The sequence below is a fragment of the Streptomyces cavernicola genome (assembly GCF_029968035.1).
In the GTDB taxonomy this organism is placed as follows: Bacteria; Actinomycetota; Actinomycetes; order Streptomycetales; family Streptomycetaceae; genus Streptomyces; species Streptomyces cavernicola.
This window is the reverse complement of the sequence record NZ_JASCIQ010000001.1, coordinates 261,046-277,028: the sequence shown is the minus strand read 5'-3', so window position 1 is coordinate 277,028 and position 15,983 is coordinate 261,046. Positions and strand designations below refer to the sequence as shown.

17 protein-coding genes are annotated in these 15,983 nt (G+C 70.5%); 13 read left to right on the top strand and 4 right to left on the bottom strand.

Annotated features, from left to right (window positions below):
* Positions 1-3 precede the first annotated feature (3 nt).
* Positions 4-804, top strand: coding sequence for an inositol monophosphatase family protein (locus QIS96_RS01205; protein WP_282540409.1), 801 nt, complete (start codon positions 4-6; stop codon positions 802-804).
* Positions 805-890: 86 nt separating this feature from the next.
* Here QIS96_RS01205 and QIS96_RS01200 read toward each other — a convergent pair whose 3' ends face one another.
* Positions 891-1,052 carry a hypothetical protein gene (locus tag QIS96_RS01200; RefSeq protein ID WP_282512129.1) on the bottom strand — a complete coding sequence of 54 codons (162 nt, stop codon included), beginning with the start codon at positions 1,050-1,052 and terminating at the stop codon, positions 891-893.
* Between the two features lie 307 nt (positions 1,053-1,359).
* Here QIS96_RS01200 and QIS96_RS01195 point away from each other — a divergent pair, with 307 nt between their 5' ends.
* From QIS96_RS01195 to QIS96_RS01180, 4 genes are all read left to right on the top strand, one after another.
* Positions 1,360-2,013 (top strand): response regulator transcription factor, encoded by a 654-nt coding sequence (locus QIS96_RS01195; RefSeq protein WP_282512128.1) that lies wholly within the window; start codon positions 1,360-1,362, stop codon positions 2,011-2,013.
* 7 nt (positions 2,014-2,020) lie between these two features.
* Positions 2,021-3,268 (top strand): sensor histidine kinase, encoded by a 1,248-nt coding sequence (locus tag QIS96_RS01190; protein WP_282540408.1) that lies wholly within the window; start codon positions 2,021-2,023, stop codon positions 3,266-3,268.
* A 392-nt stretch (positions 3,269-3,660) separates the two neighbouring features.
* A complete protein-coding gene (locus QIS96_RS01185) occupies positions 3,661-3,957 on the top strand; it encodes a DUF4193 domain-containing protein (protein WP_282540407.1) in 297 nt (98 codons plus the stop codon).
* Between the two features lie 14 nt (positions 3,958-3,971).
* Positions 3,972-4,922, top strand: coding sequence for a hypothetical protein (locus tag QIS96_RS01180; RefSeq protein ID WP_282540406.1), 951 nt, complete (start codon positions 3,972-3,974; stop codon positions 4,920-4,922).
* A gap of 43 nt (positions 4,923-4,965) precedes the next feature.
* On the opposite strand, the gene QIS96_RS01175 is transcribed toward QIS96_RS01180, so the two are convergent.
* Positions 4,966-5,427 carry a DUF3093 domain-containing protein gene (locus QIS96_RS01175; protein ID WP_282540405.1) on the bottom strand — a complete coding sequence of 154 codons (462 nt, stop codon included), beginning with the start codon at positions 5,425-5,427 and terminating at the stop codon, positions 4,966-4,968.
* Between the two features lie 57 nt (positions 5,428-5,484).
* On the opposite strand from QIS96_RS01175, the gene QIS96_RS01170 reads away from it, so the two are divergent.
* The 7 genes from QIS96_RS01170 (at position 5,485) to QIS96_RS01140 (ending at position 12,176) form a co-directional block, all read left to right on the top strand.
* On the top strand, positions 5,485-6,078 hold the full coding sequence (locus QIS96_RS01170; protein ID WP_282540404.1) for a PaaI family thioesterase: 594 nt from the start codon (positions 5,485-5,487) through the stop codon (positions 6,076-6,078).
* Positions 6,075-6,602, top strand: coding sequence for a dUTP diphosphatase (gene dut, locus QIS96_RS01165; RefSeq protein ID WP_282540403.1), 528 nt, complete (start codon positions 6,075-6,077; stop codon positions 6,600-6,602). The genes QIS96_RS01170 and dut overlap by 4 nt, the downstream gene beginning before the upstream one ends.
* A gap of 1 nt (position 6,603) precedes the next feature.
* Positions 6,604-7,389 carry a DUF3710 domain-containing protein gene (locus tag QIS96_RS01160; RefSeq protein WP_282540402.1) on the top strand — a complete coding sequence of 262 codons (786 nt, stop codon included), beginning with the start codon at positions 6,604-6,606 and terminating at the stop codon, positions 7,387-7,389.
* A gap of 186 nt (positions 7,390-7,575) precedes the next feature.
* A complete protein-coding gene (locus QIS96_RS01155) occupies positions 7,576-10,110 on the top strand; it encodes an ATP-binding protein (protein WP_282540401.1) in 2,535 nt (844 codons plus the stop codon).
* Positions 10,111-10,166: 56 nt separating this feature from the next.
* Entirely contained in the window at positions 10,167-10,856 is a 690-nt protein-coding gene (locus QIS96_RS01150) for a response regulator (RefSeq protein WP_282540519.1), read from the top strand.
* Positions 10,857-10,931: 75 nt separating this feature from the next.
* On the top strand, positions 10,932-11,330 hold the full coding sequence (locus tag QIS96_RS01145; RefSeq protein ID WP_282540400.1) for an OB-fold nucleic acid binding domain-containing protein: 399 nt from the start codon (positions 10,932-10,934) through the stop codon (positions 11,328-11,330).
* A gap of 3 nt (positions 11,331-11,333) precedes the next feature.
* Positions 11,334-12,176: a DUF3159 domain-containing protein gene (locus tag QIS96_RS01140; RefSeq protein ID WP_282540399.1), complete on the top strand. Its 843-nt coding sequence runs from the start codon at positions 11,334-11,336 to the stop codon at positions 12,174-12,176.
* A 75-nt stretch (positions 12,177-12,251) separates the two neighbouring features.
* On the opposite strand, the gene QIS96_RS01135 is transcribed toward QIS96_RS01140, so the two are convergent.
* The gene (locus tag QIS96_RS01135) at positions 12,252-12,920 is read right to left on the bottom strand and encodes a potassium channel family protein (protein WP_282540398.1); all 669 of its coding nucleotides are present in this window, start codon (positions 12,918-12,920) and stop codon (positions 12,252-12,254) included.
* Positions 12,920-13,588 carry a potassium channel family protein gene (locus QIS96_RS01130; protein ID WP_282540397.1) on the bottom strand — a complete coding sequence of 223 codons (669 nt, stop codon included), beginning with the start codon at positions 13,586-13,588 and terminating at the stop codon, positions 12,920-12,922. Before QIS96_RS01130 ends, QIS96_RS01135 begins: the two co-directional genes overlap by 1 nt.
* 235 nt (positions 13,589-13,823) lie before the next feature.
* Here QIS96_RS01130 and QIS96_RS01125 point away from each other — a divergent pair, with 235 nt between their 5' ends.
* The gene (locus QIS96_RS01125) at positions 13,824-15,941 is read left to right on the top strand and encodes an APC family permease (protein WP_282540396.1); all 2,118 of its coding nucleotides are present in this window, start codon (positions 13,824-13,826) and stop codon (positions 15,939-15,941) included.
* The last annotated feature ends 42 nt before the right edge of the window (positions 15,942-15,983 follow it).

The window sequence follows — 15,983 nt, the reverse complement described above, 5'->3', positions numbered from 1 at the left end:
ACCGTGACCCAGCAGTTGCATGCCGAACTCCTCGACCTGGCGGTCGAGGCCGCCGAGCGCGCGGGCGCTTTCCTGCGCGACGGCCGCCCCGCCGACCTGGGCGTGGCCGCCACCAAGACCAGCGCCGTCGACGTCGTCACCGAGATGGACATCGCCTCCGAGAAGCTGATCACCGGCTTTCTCGGCGAGCGCAGGCCCGACGACGGCTTCCTCGGCGAGGAGGGCGCGAGCGTCGAGGGCAGCAGCGGCGTCCAGTGGGTCATCGACCCCATCGACGGCACCGTCAACTACCTGTACGGACGCCCCGCCTGGTGCGTCTCCATCGCCGCCCGCAAGGACGGCGAGACCCTCGTCGGCGTCGTGCACGTGCCGATGCAGGGCGAGACCTTCCGGGCCTCCCTCGGCGAGGGCGCGTACGTCGGCGAGCGGCAGCTGAAGGTCGGGACCGCGCCCGAGTTCGGCCTGGCGCTGCTCGGCACCGGCTTCGGCTACCGCGAGGAGCGCCGGATCCGCCAGGCCGAGGTGGTCCGGCAGTTGATCCCGCAGGTCCGCGACATCCGCCGCGGCGGCTCCGCGGCCATCGACCTGTGCGACGTCGCCTGCGGCCGCCTCGACGCGTACTACGAGCGGGGCCTCAACCCCTGGGACTACGCGGCCGGCGAGCTGATCGCGCGGGAGGCGGGCGCCCTCGTCGGCGGCCGGCCCGGCGAGGAACTCTCGACCGAGCTGACCGTGGCCGCGCCGCCCGGACTCTTCGAAACCCTGCAGGCCAAGCTGGAGGACCTCGGCGCCTGGCACGACTGAGCACCCCGCACATACGAGAGCCCCGGCACCTGGAAAGTGCCGGGGCTCTTCGCGTACGGAACGGGTGGAACGGTCTGCGGAACGGCTCAGGCGACCTGCACGCCGTGCTCGGCGGCGAGTCGACGCAGGTCGTCGAGCTCGGCCTCTTCGACCTCCACGAGGAAGTCGTCGCCGTCCGCGCGAGCCTGCGAAAGGTCGGACTCGGTGGTCTTTATGCGGTGCAGGAGCCCTGCGGTGAATGCGTCCATGGTTGCGCCCCCTCGTCGTGGGTCGTGGTCGGTGGCACGGAGTGTGCCCTCGGGAAGGGGCGATCACGTCTGTCGCAGCCTGGGAGCGCTGCGCCGTGGCGTGCCACATGCAAAGAGTGATCGCGGGTGTGGAGTCGTCCTCCCCAGGCTCGGATCCACGGAAACCTCAACTCGCCCCCGAATCCCGGAATTCATCTTCCGGAGATCGCCTTACAGCCGGTTTATGGCCGAAAGAGGCAGGATGGAGTGACTCACCACTCGTGATCAGGCCTGCCCTGCAAGGGCGCCAAGCGGAAGGACAGAAGACGTGCGCGTACTCGTCGTCGAGGACGAGCAGCTGCTCGCCGATGCGGTGGCCACCGGACTGCGCCGGGAGGCCATGGCGGTCGACGTCGTGTACGACGGCGCGGCCGCCCTCGAACGCATCGGCGTGAACGACTACGACGTCGTGGTGCTCGACCGCGACCTCCCCCTCGTCCACGGGGACGACGTCTGCCGCAAGATCGTCGAGCTGGGCATGCCCACCCGCGTCCTGATGCTCACCGCCTCCGGCGACGTCAGCGACCGCGTGGAGGGCCTGGAGCTGGGCGCGGACGACTACCTGCCCAAGCCCTTCGCGTTCACCGAGCTCACCGCGCGCGTGCGCGCCCTCGGGCGGCGTACGACGGTGGCGCTCCCGCCCGTCCTCGAGCGCTCCGGCATCAAGCTGGACCCCAACCGCCGCGAGGTCTTCCGCGACGGCAAGGAGATCCAGCTCGCGCCGAAGGAGTTCGCCGTCCTGGAGGTGCTCATGCGCAGCGAGGGAGCCGTCGTCTCGGCCGAGCAGCTCCTGGAGAAGGCCTGGGACGAGAACACCGACCCGTTCACCAACGTCGTGCGCGTGACCGTGATGACGCTCCGCCGCAAGCTCGGCGAGCCCGCCGTCATCGTCACCGTGCCCGGCTCCGGATACCGGATCTGATCCACCCATGGCCGCGACCCCGGCGCCGCCGACGGCGCCTCCGAAACCGACGTATGCCCCGGACCGTCCGGAGCCTCCGTTCCCCTGGCTGCGTCCCACGATCCGGATAAGGCTCACGCTGCTCTACGGCGGCATGTTCCTGATCGCCGGCATCCTGCTGCTCTCGATCATCTACCTGCTCGCGGCCCAGGCCGTGCACGTGGGCAACGAGCTGCCGTTCAAGATCATGGAAGGCAGCGAGGTCAAGGTCTACAGCGAGGCGTGCCCCAACCTGCCGGCCGCCGCCGGCAGCCAGGACCAGTTCAACGCCGCCCTGAACGCCTGCCTGAACCACCAGCGCCAGAAGGCCCTCGACGACCTCCTCAGCCGCTCGCTGCTCGCCCTCCTCGGCCTCAGCGTCATCGCCTTCGCCTTCGGGTACGCGATGGCCGGCCGGGTGCTCTCGCCGCTCGGCCGGATCACCCGCACCGCCCTCCGCGTGGCCGGCTCCGACCTGTCCCGGCGGATCGAACTCGACGGCCCCGACGACGAGTTGAAGGAGCTCGCGGACACCTTCGACGAGATGCTGGACCGCCTGGAGCGCGCCTTCACGGCCCAGCAGAGGTTCGTCGCCAACGCCTCGCACGAGCTCCGTACGCCCCTGGCGATCAACCGCACGCTCCTGGAGGTGCACCTGTCCGACCCGGGTGCGCCCCAGGAGCTGCAGCAGCTCGGCAGGACGCTGCTCTCCACCAACGAGCGCAGCGAGCAGCTGGTCGAGGGGCTGCTGCTGCTCGCCCGCAGCGACAACCAGATCGTCGAGCGCAAGCCCGTCGACATCGCCGAGGTCGCCTCGCGCGCCATCGACCAGGTGCGGGCGGAGGCCGAGGAGAAGGGCGTGGAGATCCGCGGCGAGCGCGGCCTCGCGGTCGTGCAGGGCAACGGCGTCCTGCTGGAGCGGATCGCCCTGAACCTGGTGCAGAACGCCGTGCGGTACAACGTCGCCGAAGGGGGCTGGGTAGAGGTGCGGACGGAGATCAAGGACGGCCAGGCGGTCCTGGTCGTCTCGAACACCGGCCCCGTCGTCCCGGCGTACGAGATCGACAACCTCTTCGAGCCGTTCCGGCGGCTGCGCACGGAGCGGACCGGGAGCGACAAGGGAGTGGGCCTCGGTCTGTCCATCGCCCGGTCGGTGGCCCGTGCACACGGAGGCCGTATCATCGCGGAGCCGCGCGAGGGGGGTGGTCTCGTGATGCGAGTCACGCTGCCTGTCTGAGACGCTGCTGAGGATTCGTCGACGTTCGCTTTTAGCGGAATTTTCGGGACCTGGACCCCCGAGATCCGTGTGGAATCGATCACAGAGGCGAATCCTCGGCCCTCTACTCTCCGTGATCGCTCTGACCACCGGAAAGCCTGGAAAATCCGGGTTTTCAGGGGTACGGATCACGGGAAGTACACGGGGTGGCGCCCGTGTAGTGCGACAAACGGACCGTGTACGGTCCCGATCGCCATCCAAGCCGGTCGCCCCTTCAGGGGTGCGGTTGGGTGTCGATTGAGTAACAGACCTTGATGTGAGGCAAAATCTCCGCCTCGGGTCGGGCACAAGTCCGGCCTCTCACGCGTTACGTGCGCTGGAGACACCGCAGACACCCAGAGGGGGAGAGCGACATGGCAACGGATTACGACACTCCACGCAAGACCGACGACGACGTCGACTCGGACAGCCTTGAAGAACTGAAGGCTCGCCGGAACGACAAGTCGACCTCGGCCGTCGACGTAGACGAGTTCGAGGCCGCGGAGGGCATGGAACTGCCCGGCGCGGACCTCTCCAACGAGGAGCTGGCCGTTCGCGTCCTGCCCAAGCAGCAGGACGAGTTCACCTGCATGAGCTGCTTCCTCGTACACCACCGCAGCCAGCTGGCCCGCGAGAAGAACGGCCAGCCGATCTGCCGCGACTGCGACTGAGGCGGGGGTCGGCCGTGACAGGCTCGACCCCGCCCCGGAAGCGGATCTTCCGGAAGCGGACGGCAACCGGTGGCCCGGCCACCGGCGGCAGCCCGCTCGACGGCGTACGTGACGACGAGCGAGGCCCCCAGGCCTCGCTCGAAGCAGCGGACGCCCACGGACCGAGCGCAAGGCGCGACGGCGACGGCACGGCCGTCGAAAGAGCGCCCCGCCAGGACGTGTCCCCGGCGAACGCCGGACGCTTCGCCGCCGTCAGAGACGGCGTGCGCCGAGGCGGCCAGAGTGCCAAGGCAGGCGTGCTCAAGGGCGGCCAGAGCGCCAAGGCCGGCATCGCCTACCTCGCCGACCGGATCATCGAGAACGCCCCGCGCGTCCCGGTCCGGGATCTGGCGACCCTGCGCAAGCAGTTCCCGGGCCTCGGGCCCGAGCAGATCGCCGACAAGCTGGTGGCGGGCGCGCGCAACGCCACCTCGACCGTCGGCGCGGGTGTGGGCGCCGCAGCGATGCTGCCCGTACCGCCCGCCATGCCCGCCGAGCTGGCCGCCGAGATCACCGGTGTCGCCGCGATCGAGCTGAAGCTCGTCGCCGAGCTGCACGAGGTCTACGGCCAACGCCCGCCCGGCGGCCTCAAGGAGCGCACCACCGCCTATCTGCACTCCTGGTCGGACGAGCGCGGAATCGACGTGGCCAAGCCGATGTCGATCAACGCGGCCCTCGGCGGCCAGCTGAAGCGCGAACTGCGCCAGCAGATCACGAAGCGGATGGTCAAGAACCTTCCGAACCTGATGCCGTTCATGGTCGGCGCCGCCGTCGGCGCGGTCATGAACCGCCGCGAGACCGGCAAGCTCGCCGACAAGATCCGCAAGGACCTCCGCAAGCAGCAGGTCCCCTGGGATGCGCTGGAGGAACTCCCGCGGCTGGCGCTGCCGAAGCCGGGGGAGCAGCCGGAGGAACTCGGCCTCTGACCGGGGCGCAGCCCCCGGACCTCGATCGCCCGAAGGCCCGGCCTCAGTCGCCGGACGGGCTCCCCTGCAGCGCAGCCGCCAGCGCCTCAGGGTTTCGGGTCGACAGGTACAGGTACGGCGTCGGGTCCTGGTCGTCCGTGATCGGGACGCGTACCGCTGTCGGGACGTAGCTGCGCAGCAGCATGAAGGCGCGGGGGTCGGCCTTGTGGGAGCGCCAGGCTCGGGCCTCTTCCTGGTCCAGGATCTCCGGGGCGCCGAGGGCGGACAGCGGGAGCTTGGCGTCGCCCGCGACGAGCGAGTCCGCGACCACGCGGATGCGCGCCGAGCCGTACGAGGAGACGCCCACCGCTGCGAGCGCGGCCGCGCCGATCAGGCCGCCGAGCATCGGCAGCGGGCCGAGGGGCAGCAGGATCAGGCCGCCCGCGATCCCGACCAGTGCGGTGATGACCCACCAGGAGCGGGGTGCGGTGAGGCGTTCGTCGTAGGTTTCGGCGGTGAGCTGCATACCGCAAGCTTGGCACGGTGCCCGCGTTCCCAGGCTGCGCGGGTAAGGTCTGCGCCTGTGAGTGGACGTACACCTTCGTTGACGCCTCCGGACGACGCGGCCCGGCCGGTGCGGCACCCCGAGGCCCCGGCGCCCGGCGAGCTGCTCGGCGCGCACTACGAGCACTGCTTCGGCTGCGGGCACGGGCAGCCGCACGGCCTGCACCTGGAGGCGCGGGCCGGCGACGATCCGGACGCCGTGGCGATCACCGCGGAGTTCACGGTCAAGCCCGAGCACCAGGGCGCACCCGGGCTCGCGCACGGCGGGGTCCTCGCCACCGCCCTCGACGAGACCCTCGGCTCCCTGAACTGGCTGCTGCGGGTGATCGCGGTGACCGGCCGGCTTGAGACCGACTTCGTACGGCCGGTGCCGGTCGGCACGGTGCTGCATCTCGACGCCGAGGTGACCGCGGTCGCCGGGCGGAAGATCTACTCGACGGCCACCGGCCGGATCGGCGGACCGGACGGGCCGGTCGCGGTCCGCGCCGACGCCCTGTTCATCGAGGTGAAGGTCGACCACTTCATCGAGAACGGCAGGCCCGAGGAGATCAAGGCCGCCATGGACGACCCGGACCAGGTCAGGCGCGCCCGCGCCTTCGAGGTGAACCCGTGAGCCGCACCCCCCTCGACGTACGACTCAAGCGCCTGGACCCGGACGTACCGCTTCCGAGCTATGCGCAGCCCGGGGACGCCGGGGCCGATCTGTGCACCACCCAGGCGGTCGAACTCGCCCCGGGGGAGCGGGCGGTGCTGCCCACCGGGGTGGCCGTGGCGCTGCCCGAGGGGTACGCGGCCTTCGTGCACCCCCGATCGGGGCTCGCCGCCCGCTGCGGTGTCGCTCTGGTGAATGCCCCGGGGACGGTTGATGCCGGGTACCGTGGGGAGATCAAGGTGATCGTCGTGAACCTCGATCCGCGCGAGCCCGTGCGGTTCGAGCGCTTCGACCGGATTGCTCAACTCGTCGTCCAGCAGGTCGAGAAGGTCCGCTTCCACGAGGTCGCGGAGCTTCCCGGTTCGGTGCGCGCCGAGGGGGGCTTCGGGTCCACCGGGGGGCACGCCGCAGTGGACGGCAACACGGGTGGGCAACAGGGCGGGAATCGATACGCTTCGGTCGTATCCGACCGGGAAGGACAGTGACGTGTTCGGACGTCGCAAGAAGAGTGACGCCGCCGACGGCGCGGCCGGCGAGGCCGAGCAGGTCGCCGAGGGCGTGGTCGCCGGGGACGGGACAGCACAGCACGAGACGGCGCAGGACGAGCCGCGGCGCACGAATCTGCCGCCCGCCCCGCGTCCCGACGGCCCCTGGGACGTCTCCGAGGTGCGCGAGCCCGGCGAGGGCCGGGTCGACCTGGGCGGCATCTTCGTGCCCGGCGTCGAGGGCATGGAGCTCCGCGTGGAGGTCGCGGGCGACGCGATCGTCGCGGCCACCGTGGTGCTGCGCGACAGCGCCGTACAGCTGCAGGCCTTCGCCGCCCCCAAGCGCGAGGGCATCTGGGGCGAGGTCCGGGAGGAGATCGCCTCCGGCATCACCCAGCAGGGCGGAGTGATCGACGAGGTCGAGGGTCCCCTCGGCTGGGAGCTGCGCGCCCAGGTTCCGGTGCAGCTGCCGGACGGCACGGGCGGCGTGCAGGTCGTCCGGTTCGTGGGTGTCGACGGGCCGCGCTGGTTCCTGCGCGGCGTGATCTCCGGCCAGGGCGCGGTGCAGCCCGAGGCCGCGGGGCTGCTCGAGCAGATCGTCCGGGACACCGTCGTCGTGCGCGGCGACGGCCCGATGGCGCCCCGCGACCCGATCGTCCTGAAGCTTCCCGACGACGCGCAGATGGTGGCCGAGGGCGGCGTGAAGGAGGAGAACCAGGAGGAGTCCCGGTTCTCCGGCGGGATGGGCCAGCTGGCCCGTGGCCCGGAGATCACCGAGGTTCGCTAGGGGTTCCTTGATTTGCTTGCCTTGGGCCGCATCCCCGCAGCGGGGATGCGGCCCTTCGCCATGTGCCCGCCGCGTCAGAATCGCGTCAAATGAGGGGCGTGCGACCACCTCGGGGGCCGATGTCCGGAAATCCTGGCCGTAAGGTCTACGCGGCGTGGGCAGCGGATTTCGGAAGACAATGAGGCCATGGGACGCGGCAAGCTACGGATATACCTCGGTGCGGCACCGGGCGTGGGCAAGACCTACGCCATGCTGTCCGAGGCCCACCGTCGCGTGGAGCGCGGCACGGACTGCGTGGTCGCCCACGTCGAGCACCACGACCGGCCGCGCACCGAGGCCCTCCTCGACGGCCTGGAGCAGGTGGCGGGCCGCCCCCTCGAACCTGGCGCCACCGAGATGGACGTCGACGCGGTCCTGGAGCGCCGCCCCGCCGTCGCCCTCGTCGACGAGCTGGCGCACGCCAACGCACCCGGCTCCCGCAACGCCAAACGCTGGCAGGACGTCGAAGAGCTGCTCGCCGCCGGCATCGACGTGGTGTCCACCGTCAACATCAAGGACCTGGAGTCACTCGGCGACGTCGTCGAGTCGATAACGGGCGTACGACAGCACGAGACGCTGCCCGACGAAGTGGTGCGCAGGGCCGACCAGATCGAGCTCGTCGACATGTCGCCCGAGGCGCTGCGGCGGCGCATGGCGCACGGCAACATCTACCGTCCCGAGAAGATCGACGCCTCCCTCGCCAACTACTTCCGGCCCGGAAACCTCACCGCCCTGCGGGAGTTGGCGCTGCTCTGGACCGCCGACCGGGTCGACGAGTACCTCCAGCAGTACCGCGGCGAGCACAACATCCGCTCCACCTGGCAGGCCCGCGAGCGCATCGTCGTCGGCCTCACCGGCGGGCCCGAGGGGCGCACCCTGATCCGGCGCGCCGCCCGCATGGCCGCCAAGGGCTCGGGCAGCGAGATCCTCGCCGTCTACATCGCCCGCAGCGACGGCCTGACCTCCGCGTCCCCGAAGGAACTCGCCGTACAGCGCACCCTCGTCGAGGATCTCGGCGGCTCCTTCCACCACGTCATCGGCGACGACGTGCCCGCCTCGCTCCTGGAGTTCGCGCGCGGCGTCAACGCCAGCCAGATCGTGCTCGGCTCCAGCCGCCGCAAGACCTGGCAGTACGTGTTCGGGCCCGGCGTCGGCGCGACCGTCGCCCGGGACTCGGGGCCCGACCTGGACGTGCACATCGTCACGCACGACGAGGTCGCCAAGGGCCGCGGCCTGCCGGTGGCCAGGGGCGCGCGGCTCGGCCGGGCCCGGTTGCTCTCCGGCTGGCTGGTCGGCGTGGTCGGGCCGGTCCTGATGACGCTGCTGCTCGGCAACATCGACGCGGACCTCGGCCTCGCCAACAACATGCTGCTGTTCCTGTCCCTCACGGTGGCCGCCGCGCTGCTCGGGGGACTGCTGCCCGCGCTGGCCTCGGCGGCGTTCGGCTCGCTGCTCCTGAACTACTACTTCACGCCGCCGCTGCACCTGTGGACGGTCTCCGACAACCGCAACATCGTGGCCATCGTGGTGTTCGTGGGCGTCGCTGTGGCCGTCGCGTCGGTGGTCGACCTCGCGGCCCGGCGCACCCACCAGGCGGCCCGGCTGCGCGCCGAGTCGGAGATCCTGTCGTTCCTCGCGGGCAGCGTGCTGCGCGGCGAGACCACCCTGGACGCCCTCCTGGAACGCGTACGGGAGACGTTCGCCATGGACTCCGTGGCGCTCCTGGAACGGGCGGGCGACCGCGACCCCTGGACCTGCGCCGGCAGCGTCGGGCCCACCGAGCTCGACCGGCCCGAGGACGCCGACGTGGACATGCCCGTCGGCGACCACATGGCGCTCGCCCTGTCCGGCCGGGTGCTGCCCGCCGAGGACCGCCGCGTCCTCGCCGCCTTCGCCGCCCAGGCCGCCGTCGTACTCGACCGGCAGCGCCTGCAGCACGAGGCGGACCGGGCCCGCGCGCTCGCCGAGGGCAACCGCATCCGCACCGCCCTGCTCGCCGCCGTCAGCCACGATCTCCGTACGCCCCTCGCGGGCATCAAGGCGTCGGTGACCTCGCTGCGCTCCGACGACGTGGAGTGGTCGCCGGAGGACCAGGCCGAACTCCTCGAAGGGATCGAGGACGGGGCCGACCGGCTCGACCACCTCGTCGGCAACCTGCTCGACATGTCCCGGCTGCAGACCGGCACCGTGATGCCGCTGATCCGCGCCGTCGACCTGGACGAGGTCGTGCCGATGGCGCTCGGCGGCGTCCCCGAGGGCAGCGTCGACCTGGACATCCCTGAGACTCTGCCGATGGTCGAGGTCGACAAGGGCCTCCTGGAGCGGGCCGTCGCCAACATCGTCGAGAACGCCGTCAAGTACAGCCCCGGCGGCCGCCCCGTCACCGTCTCCGGCAGCGCGCTCGGCGACCGGGTCGAGGTGCGCGTCGTGGACCGCGGGCCCGGCGTCCCCGACGACGCCAAGGACCGCATCTTCGAGCCGTTCCAGCGGCACGGGGACGCTCCGCGCGGGGCCGGCGTGGGCCTCGGCCTGGCGGTCGCCCGCGGCTTCGTCGAGGCGATGGGCGGCACCCTCAACGCGGAGGACACCCCGGGCGGCGGCCTCAGCATGGTGCTCACCCTGCGCGCCGCCCCCGCCCACGAAGGAGCCGAGCCCGGCCTCACCGCGCAGGTCAGCACATGACCGCGCGCCCCGACCTCCGCGGCCAGCGCCGCGCCACCGCAGAAAGGCAGGACCAGATGACCCGGGTGCTCGTGGTCGACGACGAGCCGCAGATCGTACGCGCCCTCGTGATCAACCTGAAGGCGCGCAAGTACGAGGTCGACTCGGCCGCCGACGGCGCCACCGCCCTCCAGCTCGCCGCCGACCGCCACCCCGACGTGGTCGTCCTCGACCTCGGCCTGCCCGACCTGGACGGCGTCGACGTGATCAAGGGGCTGCGCGGCTGGACGAGGGTGCCGATCCTGGTGCTCTCCGCCCGGCACAGCTCCGACGAGAAGGTCCAGGCCCTCGACGCGGGCGCCGACGACTACGTCACCAAGCCCTTCGGCATGGACGAACTGCTCGCCCGGCTGCGGGCCGCCGTGCGCCGGGCCGAACCCGCGGCCGACGGCGCGGGCGAGGACGCGGCCGTCGTGGACGTCGGCGACTTCACCGTGGACCTGGCGGCGAAGAAGGTCCACCGCGGTGACCGCGACGTACGCCTCACCCCCACCGAGTGGCACCTCCTGGAAGTGCTCGTGCACAACACCGGCCGCCTGGTCAGCCAGAAGCAGCTGCTGCAGGAGGTCTGGGGCCCGTCCTACGGCACCGAGACCAACTATCTGCGGGTCTACATGGCCCAGCTGCGCCGGAAACTGGAGGTCGACCCCTCGCACCCCAAGCACTTCATCACCGAGCCCGGAATGGGATATCGGTTCGAACGGTGACACGGCGGGCGGGTCTCGATCACCGCCCGCCACCGGCCTTGAACCGTTGTCGGCGCACCCCGGTACGCTTCCTGTATGAGTGCTGTTCCTCGTTCAGAAAAGCCGGCAGGCCGGTTCCGCCGGATGCTGGACCGGCTGTCCTCGTCCCAGGAGGAGCTGGATTCGGAGGAGCTCCGCGAGGACACGGAGACGACCGGCTGCACCCGCATCGGTGACTGCCACGACCGCGAGATAGTCACGGTTACTGGTACGTTGCGCACGGTCACGCTGCGCCCCCGGGCCGGAGTGCCCGCCCTGGAGGCCGAGCTGTTCGACGGCTCCGCCGCCCTCGACGTGGTGTGGCTCGGCCGACGCTCCATCGTGGGCATCGAGCCGGGACGCAGACTCATCGCATCAGGGCGGGTCTCGATGAGCCGGGGCCGCCGGGTGCTGTTCAACCCGAAGTACGAACTCAGACCGCTCGGACGGGAGTAGCCGGTGACGTCTGTCGACAAGCCGACCGACCACACCACCGCGGGTCAGGCCGACCCCGACAGCAACGCGAAGGCTGTGACCGAGGCCGCCCTCTTCGAGGCCTTCGGCGGTCTGCGCGGCATGATCGAGACGGTCCTGCCCGGCCTGCTCTTCGTGACCATCTACACGGTCGACAAAGACCTCAAGATGTCGGCGATCGCCGCGCTCGGGGTCTCCCTGCTGCTCGTCGTGGTCCGCCTCGCCATGCGGGACACCGTCAAGCACGCCTTCAGCGGCGTCTTCGGCGTGGGCTTCGGCGTGGTCTTCGCGATGATGACCGGCAACGCCAAGGACTTCTACCTGCCGGGCATGCTCTACACCCTCGGCCTGGCCCTCGCGTACATCGTGACGACGCTCGCCGGGGTGCCGCTGATCGGACTGATCCTCGGTCCGGTGTTCAAGGAGAACCTCTCCTGGCGTACTCGCAACCCCGGCCGCAAGAAGGCCTACGGGAAGGCGAGTTACGCCTGGGGCTTCATCCTGCTCGCCAAGTGCGCGATCCTCTTCCCGCTGTACTGGTGGGCGGACACCACTCAGCTCGGCTGGGTCCTGGTCGCCCTCAAGATCCCGCCGTTCCTGCTCGCCGTCTGGCTGACCTGGGTCTTCCTGGCGAAGGCGCCGGCCCCGATCGACGTGTTCGCGGAGATGGAAGCGGAGGAGAAGGCCGAGGAGGAGCGGAAGAAGGCGGAGGAGGAGCGCCGCCGCACCGACTCGCAGTTCGCGCAGCAGATGGGCCCGGCCGTCGAGGAGACGCTGCAGCGCCTGGTCGACGAGACCCCGGCCAAGCCGCGCCACCGCAAGCCGTGAGGCCGTGACCTCAAGAGCCGGAAAGGGCCCGGAACCTGCGGAGGTTCCGGGCCCTTCCTCGTACGCGTACGAGTGTCAGCTCTCCTTGCGGACCGAGAGCAGGTCCTCCAGCTGTTCCTCGCGAGCCTGGGCTGCGACGAACAGGAGCTCGTCGCCCGCCTCCAGGGAGTCCTCGGGGGTCGGGGCCAGGACGCGCGCGCCGCGGATGATCGTCACCAGGGACGTGTCCTGCGGCCACTCGATGTCGCCGATCGTCGTGCCCGCGAGCGCGGACTCCGGCGGCAGGGTCAGCTCGACCAGGTTGGCGTCGCCGTGGCTGAAGCGCAGCAGCCGCACCAGGTCGCCGACGCTGACGGCCTCCTCGACCAGAGCCGACATCAGGCGCGGCGTGGACACCGCGACGTCGACGCCCCAGGACTCGTTGAACAGCCACTCGTTCTTCGGGTTGTTCACCCGGGCGACGACGCGCGGCACGCCGTACTCGGTCTTCGCGAGCAGGGAGACGACCAGGTTGACCTTGTCGTCGCCGGTCGCGGCGATCACCACGTTGCAGCGCTGCAGGGCCGCCTCGTCCAGGGACGTGATCTCGCAGGCGTCCGCGAGCAGCCACTCGGCCTGCGGCACCCGCTCCACCGAGATGGCGGTGGGGGCCTTGTCGATGAGGAGAACCTCGTGCCCGTTCTCCAGGAGCTCGCCGGCGATGGAACGACCCACCGCGCCTGCTCCGGCAATGGCGACGCGCATCAGTGACCGCCCTCCTCAGGGCCCTCGGCGAACGCCGCTTCGATCTTCGCGACCTCGTCGGTGCGCATCATCACGTGCACCAGGTCGCCCTCCTGCAGGACCGTCTGCGAGGTCGGCAGAATCGCCTCGCCCAGGCGGGTGAGGAACGCGACCCGGACGCCGGTCTCCTCCTGCAGCTTGCTGATCTTGTGCCCGACCCAGGAGCTGGACGTGTGCACCTCGGCGAGCTGGACGCCGCCTGTGGGGTCACGCCACAGCGGCTCCGCGCCGGACGGAAGGAGCCGCCGCAGCATCTGGTCGGCGGTCCAGCGCACCGTCGCGACGGTGGGGATGCCTAGGCGCTGGTAGACCTCGGCGCGGCGCGGGTCGTAGATACGGGCCGCGACGTTCTCGATGCCGAACATCTCGCGGGCCACCCGGGCCGCGATGATGTTGGAGTTGTCGCCGCTGCTCACGGCGGCGAAGGCGCCCGCGTCCTCGATGCCCGCCTCACGCAGGGTGTCCTGGTCGAAGCCGACGCCCGTGACGCGGCGCCCGCCGAAGCCGGAGCCCAGCCGACGGAACGCTGTGGGGTCCTGGTCGACCACCGCGACCGTATGCCCCTGCTGCTCCAGGGTCTGCGCGAGTGCGGCGCCCACTCGTCCGCAGCCCATGATGACGATGTGCACGACCGTCCTTCCGGCTGGCGTTGTCCTGGATCAGGAACGCGTGTGTGTGGAACGCGTATGTCCTGCATCAGGAATGCGTTAGTAATGCGTTAGCAACTCGTCGGCTGCCATGTCCCGCTGAGGCCCCGATAGGTCCCAAGCTCAGGATTAACAGGGTCTCAGACAGACGCACAAGCTACACAGCCGCCGAGAGGCGGGTGGGCGGCCCCCCTTTCGAACGCTTACGATCCTCAGCGTGTCCAAACTGACCGACGTGCCCAAACGGATTCTCATCGGGCGCGCACTGCGCAGCGACCGGCTGGGAGAAACGCTCCTCCCCAAGCGCATCGCACTCCCCGTCTTCGCCTCCGACCCGCTGTCGTCGGTGGCGTACGCGCCGGGCGAAGTGCTCCTTGTGCTCTCCATCGCGGGGCTCTCGGCGTACCACTTCAGTCCGTGGATCGCCGTCGCCGTCGTGGTGCTGATGTTCACTGTCGTGGCGTCGTACCGGCAGAACGTGCACGCGTATCCGAGCGGTGGCGGTGACTACGAGGTCGCCAACACCAACCTCGGCCCCAAGGCCGGACTGACCGTCGCGAGCGCGCTGCTCGTCGACTACGTCCTGACCGTCGCCGTGTCCATCTCCTCCGGCATCGAGAACCTGGGCTCCGCGATCCCGTTCGTCGTCGAGCACAAGGTGCTCTGCGCGGTCGCCGTGATCGTGCTGCTCACGCTGATGAACCTGCGCGGCGTGAAGGAGTCCGGGAAGCTCTTCGCGATCCCCACGTACGTCTTCGTGACCGGCGTCTTCCTGATGATCGTGTGGGGTGCGTTCCGCGGGCTCGTCCTCGGCGACGACATGAAGGCGCCGACCGCCGACCTGGTCATCAAGCCCGAGCACCAGGGGCTCGCGGGCTTCGCCCTCGTCTTCCTGCTGCTGCGCGCCTTCTCCTCCGGCTGTGCGGCGCTCACCGGAGTCGAGGCGATCAGCAACGGTGTGCCCGCCTTCCGCAAGCCCAAGTCGAAGAACGCCGGCACCACGCTCGCCATGATGGGCGCCCTGGCCGTCACCATGTTCTGCGGCATCATCGGGCTCGCCATGGTCACCGACGTCCGGATGGCCGAGAACCCCGCGCACGACCTGTTCCGCGACGGGCAGCCCGTCGGCGGGGACTACGTCCAGAACCCGGTGATCTCGCAGGTCGCCGAGGCCGTCTTCGGCGACGGTTCGTTCCTGTTCATCGTGCTCGCCGCGGCCACCGCGCTCGTGCTGTTCCTCGCGGCCAACACCGCGTACAACGGCTTCCCGCTGCTCGGCTCGATCCTCGCGCAGGACCGCTACCTGCCGCGCCAGCTGCACACCCGCGGCGACCGGCTCGCGTTCTCCAACGGCATCGTGCTGCTCGCCGGCGCGGCCGCGCTCCTCGTCGTCATCTACGGGGCCGACTCGACCCGCCTGATCCAGCTCTACATCGTCGGCGTCTTCGTGTCGTTCACGCTCAGCCAGATCGGCATGGTCCGGCACTGGAACCGGCACCTGCGGGGCGAGAAGGACCAGGCCAAGCGGCGCCGCATGATCCGCTCCCGGGCCATCAACACCTTCGGCGCGTTCTTCACCGGGCTCGTCCTGGTCGTCGTCCTCGTCACCAAGTTCACGCACGGCGCCTGGGTCGCCCTGCTCGGCATGGTGATCTTCTACGCGACGATGACCGCGATCCGCCGCCACTACGACCGGGTCGCCGAGGAGATCGCCGCCCCCGAGGGCCCCTCCGACGACAGTGTGCGGCCCTCGCGCGTGCACTCCATCGTCCTGGTGTCCAAGGTCCACCGGCCCACCCTGCGCGCGGTGGCGTACGCGAAGCTGATGCGGTCCGACACCCTTGAGGCCGTCAGCATCAACGTCGACCCCGAGGAGACCAAGGCCCTCAAGGACGAGTGGGAGCGGCGCGGCATCTCCGTACCGCTGAAGATCCTCGACTCCCCGTACCGGGAGATCACCCGCCCGATCATCGAGTACGTGAAGAGCCTGCGCCGCGAGTCGCCGCGGGACGCGGTCAGCGTGATCATTCCCGAGTACGTGGTGGGCCACTGGTACGAGCATCTGCTGCACAACCAGAGCGCGCTGCGGCTCAAGGGCCGGCTGCTTTTCACGCCCGGCGTGATGGTCACCTCCGTGCCGTACCAGCTGGAGTCCTCCGAGGCCGCCAAGCTGCGGGCCCGCAGGCGCCAGGAGTGGAACGCTCCGGGCGCGGTGCGGCGCGGCCCCGTCGAGCAGCGCAAGCCGAAGGCGGCGAACGGCGCCGGCACGTCCGGCAAGGACTCCGCCAAGGACTCCGTCAAGGGCGACTCCGCGAAGGGCAAGACCGACAAGTAGCCGGCAGCGGTAGCCGGTACGCAGGTGTGGTGAGCGGCCGGG

Bases quoted from the DNA above. Each gene is read 5' to 3' on its own strand.
- QIS96_RS01150 (WP_282540519.1), top strand. From the start codon at position 10,167: ATGACCCGGGTGCTCGTGGTCGACGACGAGCCGCAGATCGTACGCGCC.
- QIS96_RS01155 (WP_282540401.1), top strand. From the start codon at position 7,576: ATGGGACGCGGCAAGCTACGGATATACCTCGGTGCGGCACCGGGCGTG.
- QIS96_RS01175 (WP_282540405.1), bottom strand. From the start codon at position 5,427: ATGCAGCTCACCGCCGAAACCTACGACGAACGCCTCACCGCACCCCGC.
- QIS96_RS01200 (WP_282512129.1), bottom strand. From the start codon at position 1,052: ATGGACGCATTCACCGCAGGGCTCCTGCACCGCATAAAGACCACCGAG.
- QIS96_RS01190 (WP_282540408.1), top strand. From the start codon at position 2,021: ATGGCCGCGACCCCGGCGCCGCCGACGGCGCCTCCGAAACCGACGTAT.
- QIS96_RS01185 (WP_282540407.1), top strand. From the start codon at position 3,661: ATGGCAACGGATTACGACACTCCACGCAAGACCGACGACGACGTCGAC.
- QIS96_RS01135 (WP_282540398.1), bottom strand. From the start codon at position 12,920: ATGCGCGTCGCCATTGCCGGAGCAGGCGCGGTGGGTCGTTCCATCGCC.
- QIS96_RS01145 (WP_282540400.1), top strand. From the start codon at position 10,932: ATGAGTGCTGTTCCTCGTTCAGAAAAGCCGGCAGGCCGGTTCCGCCGG.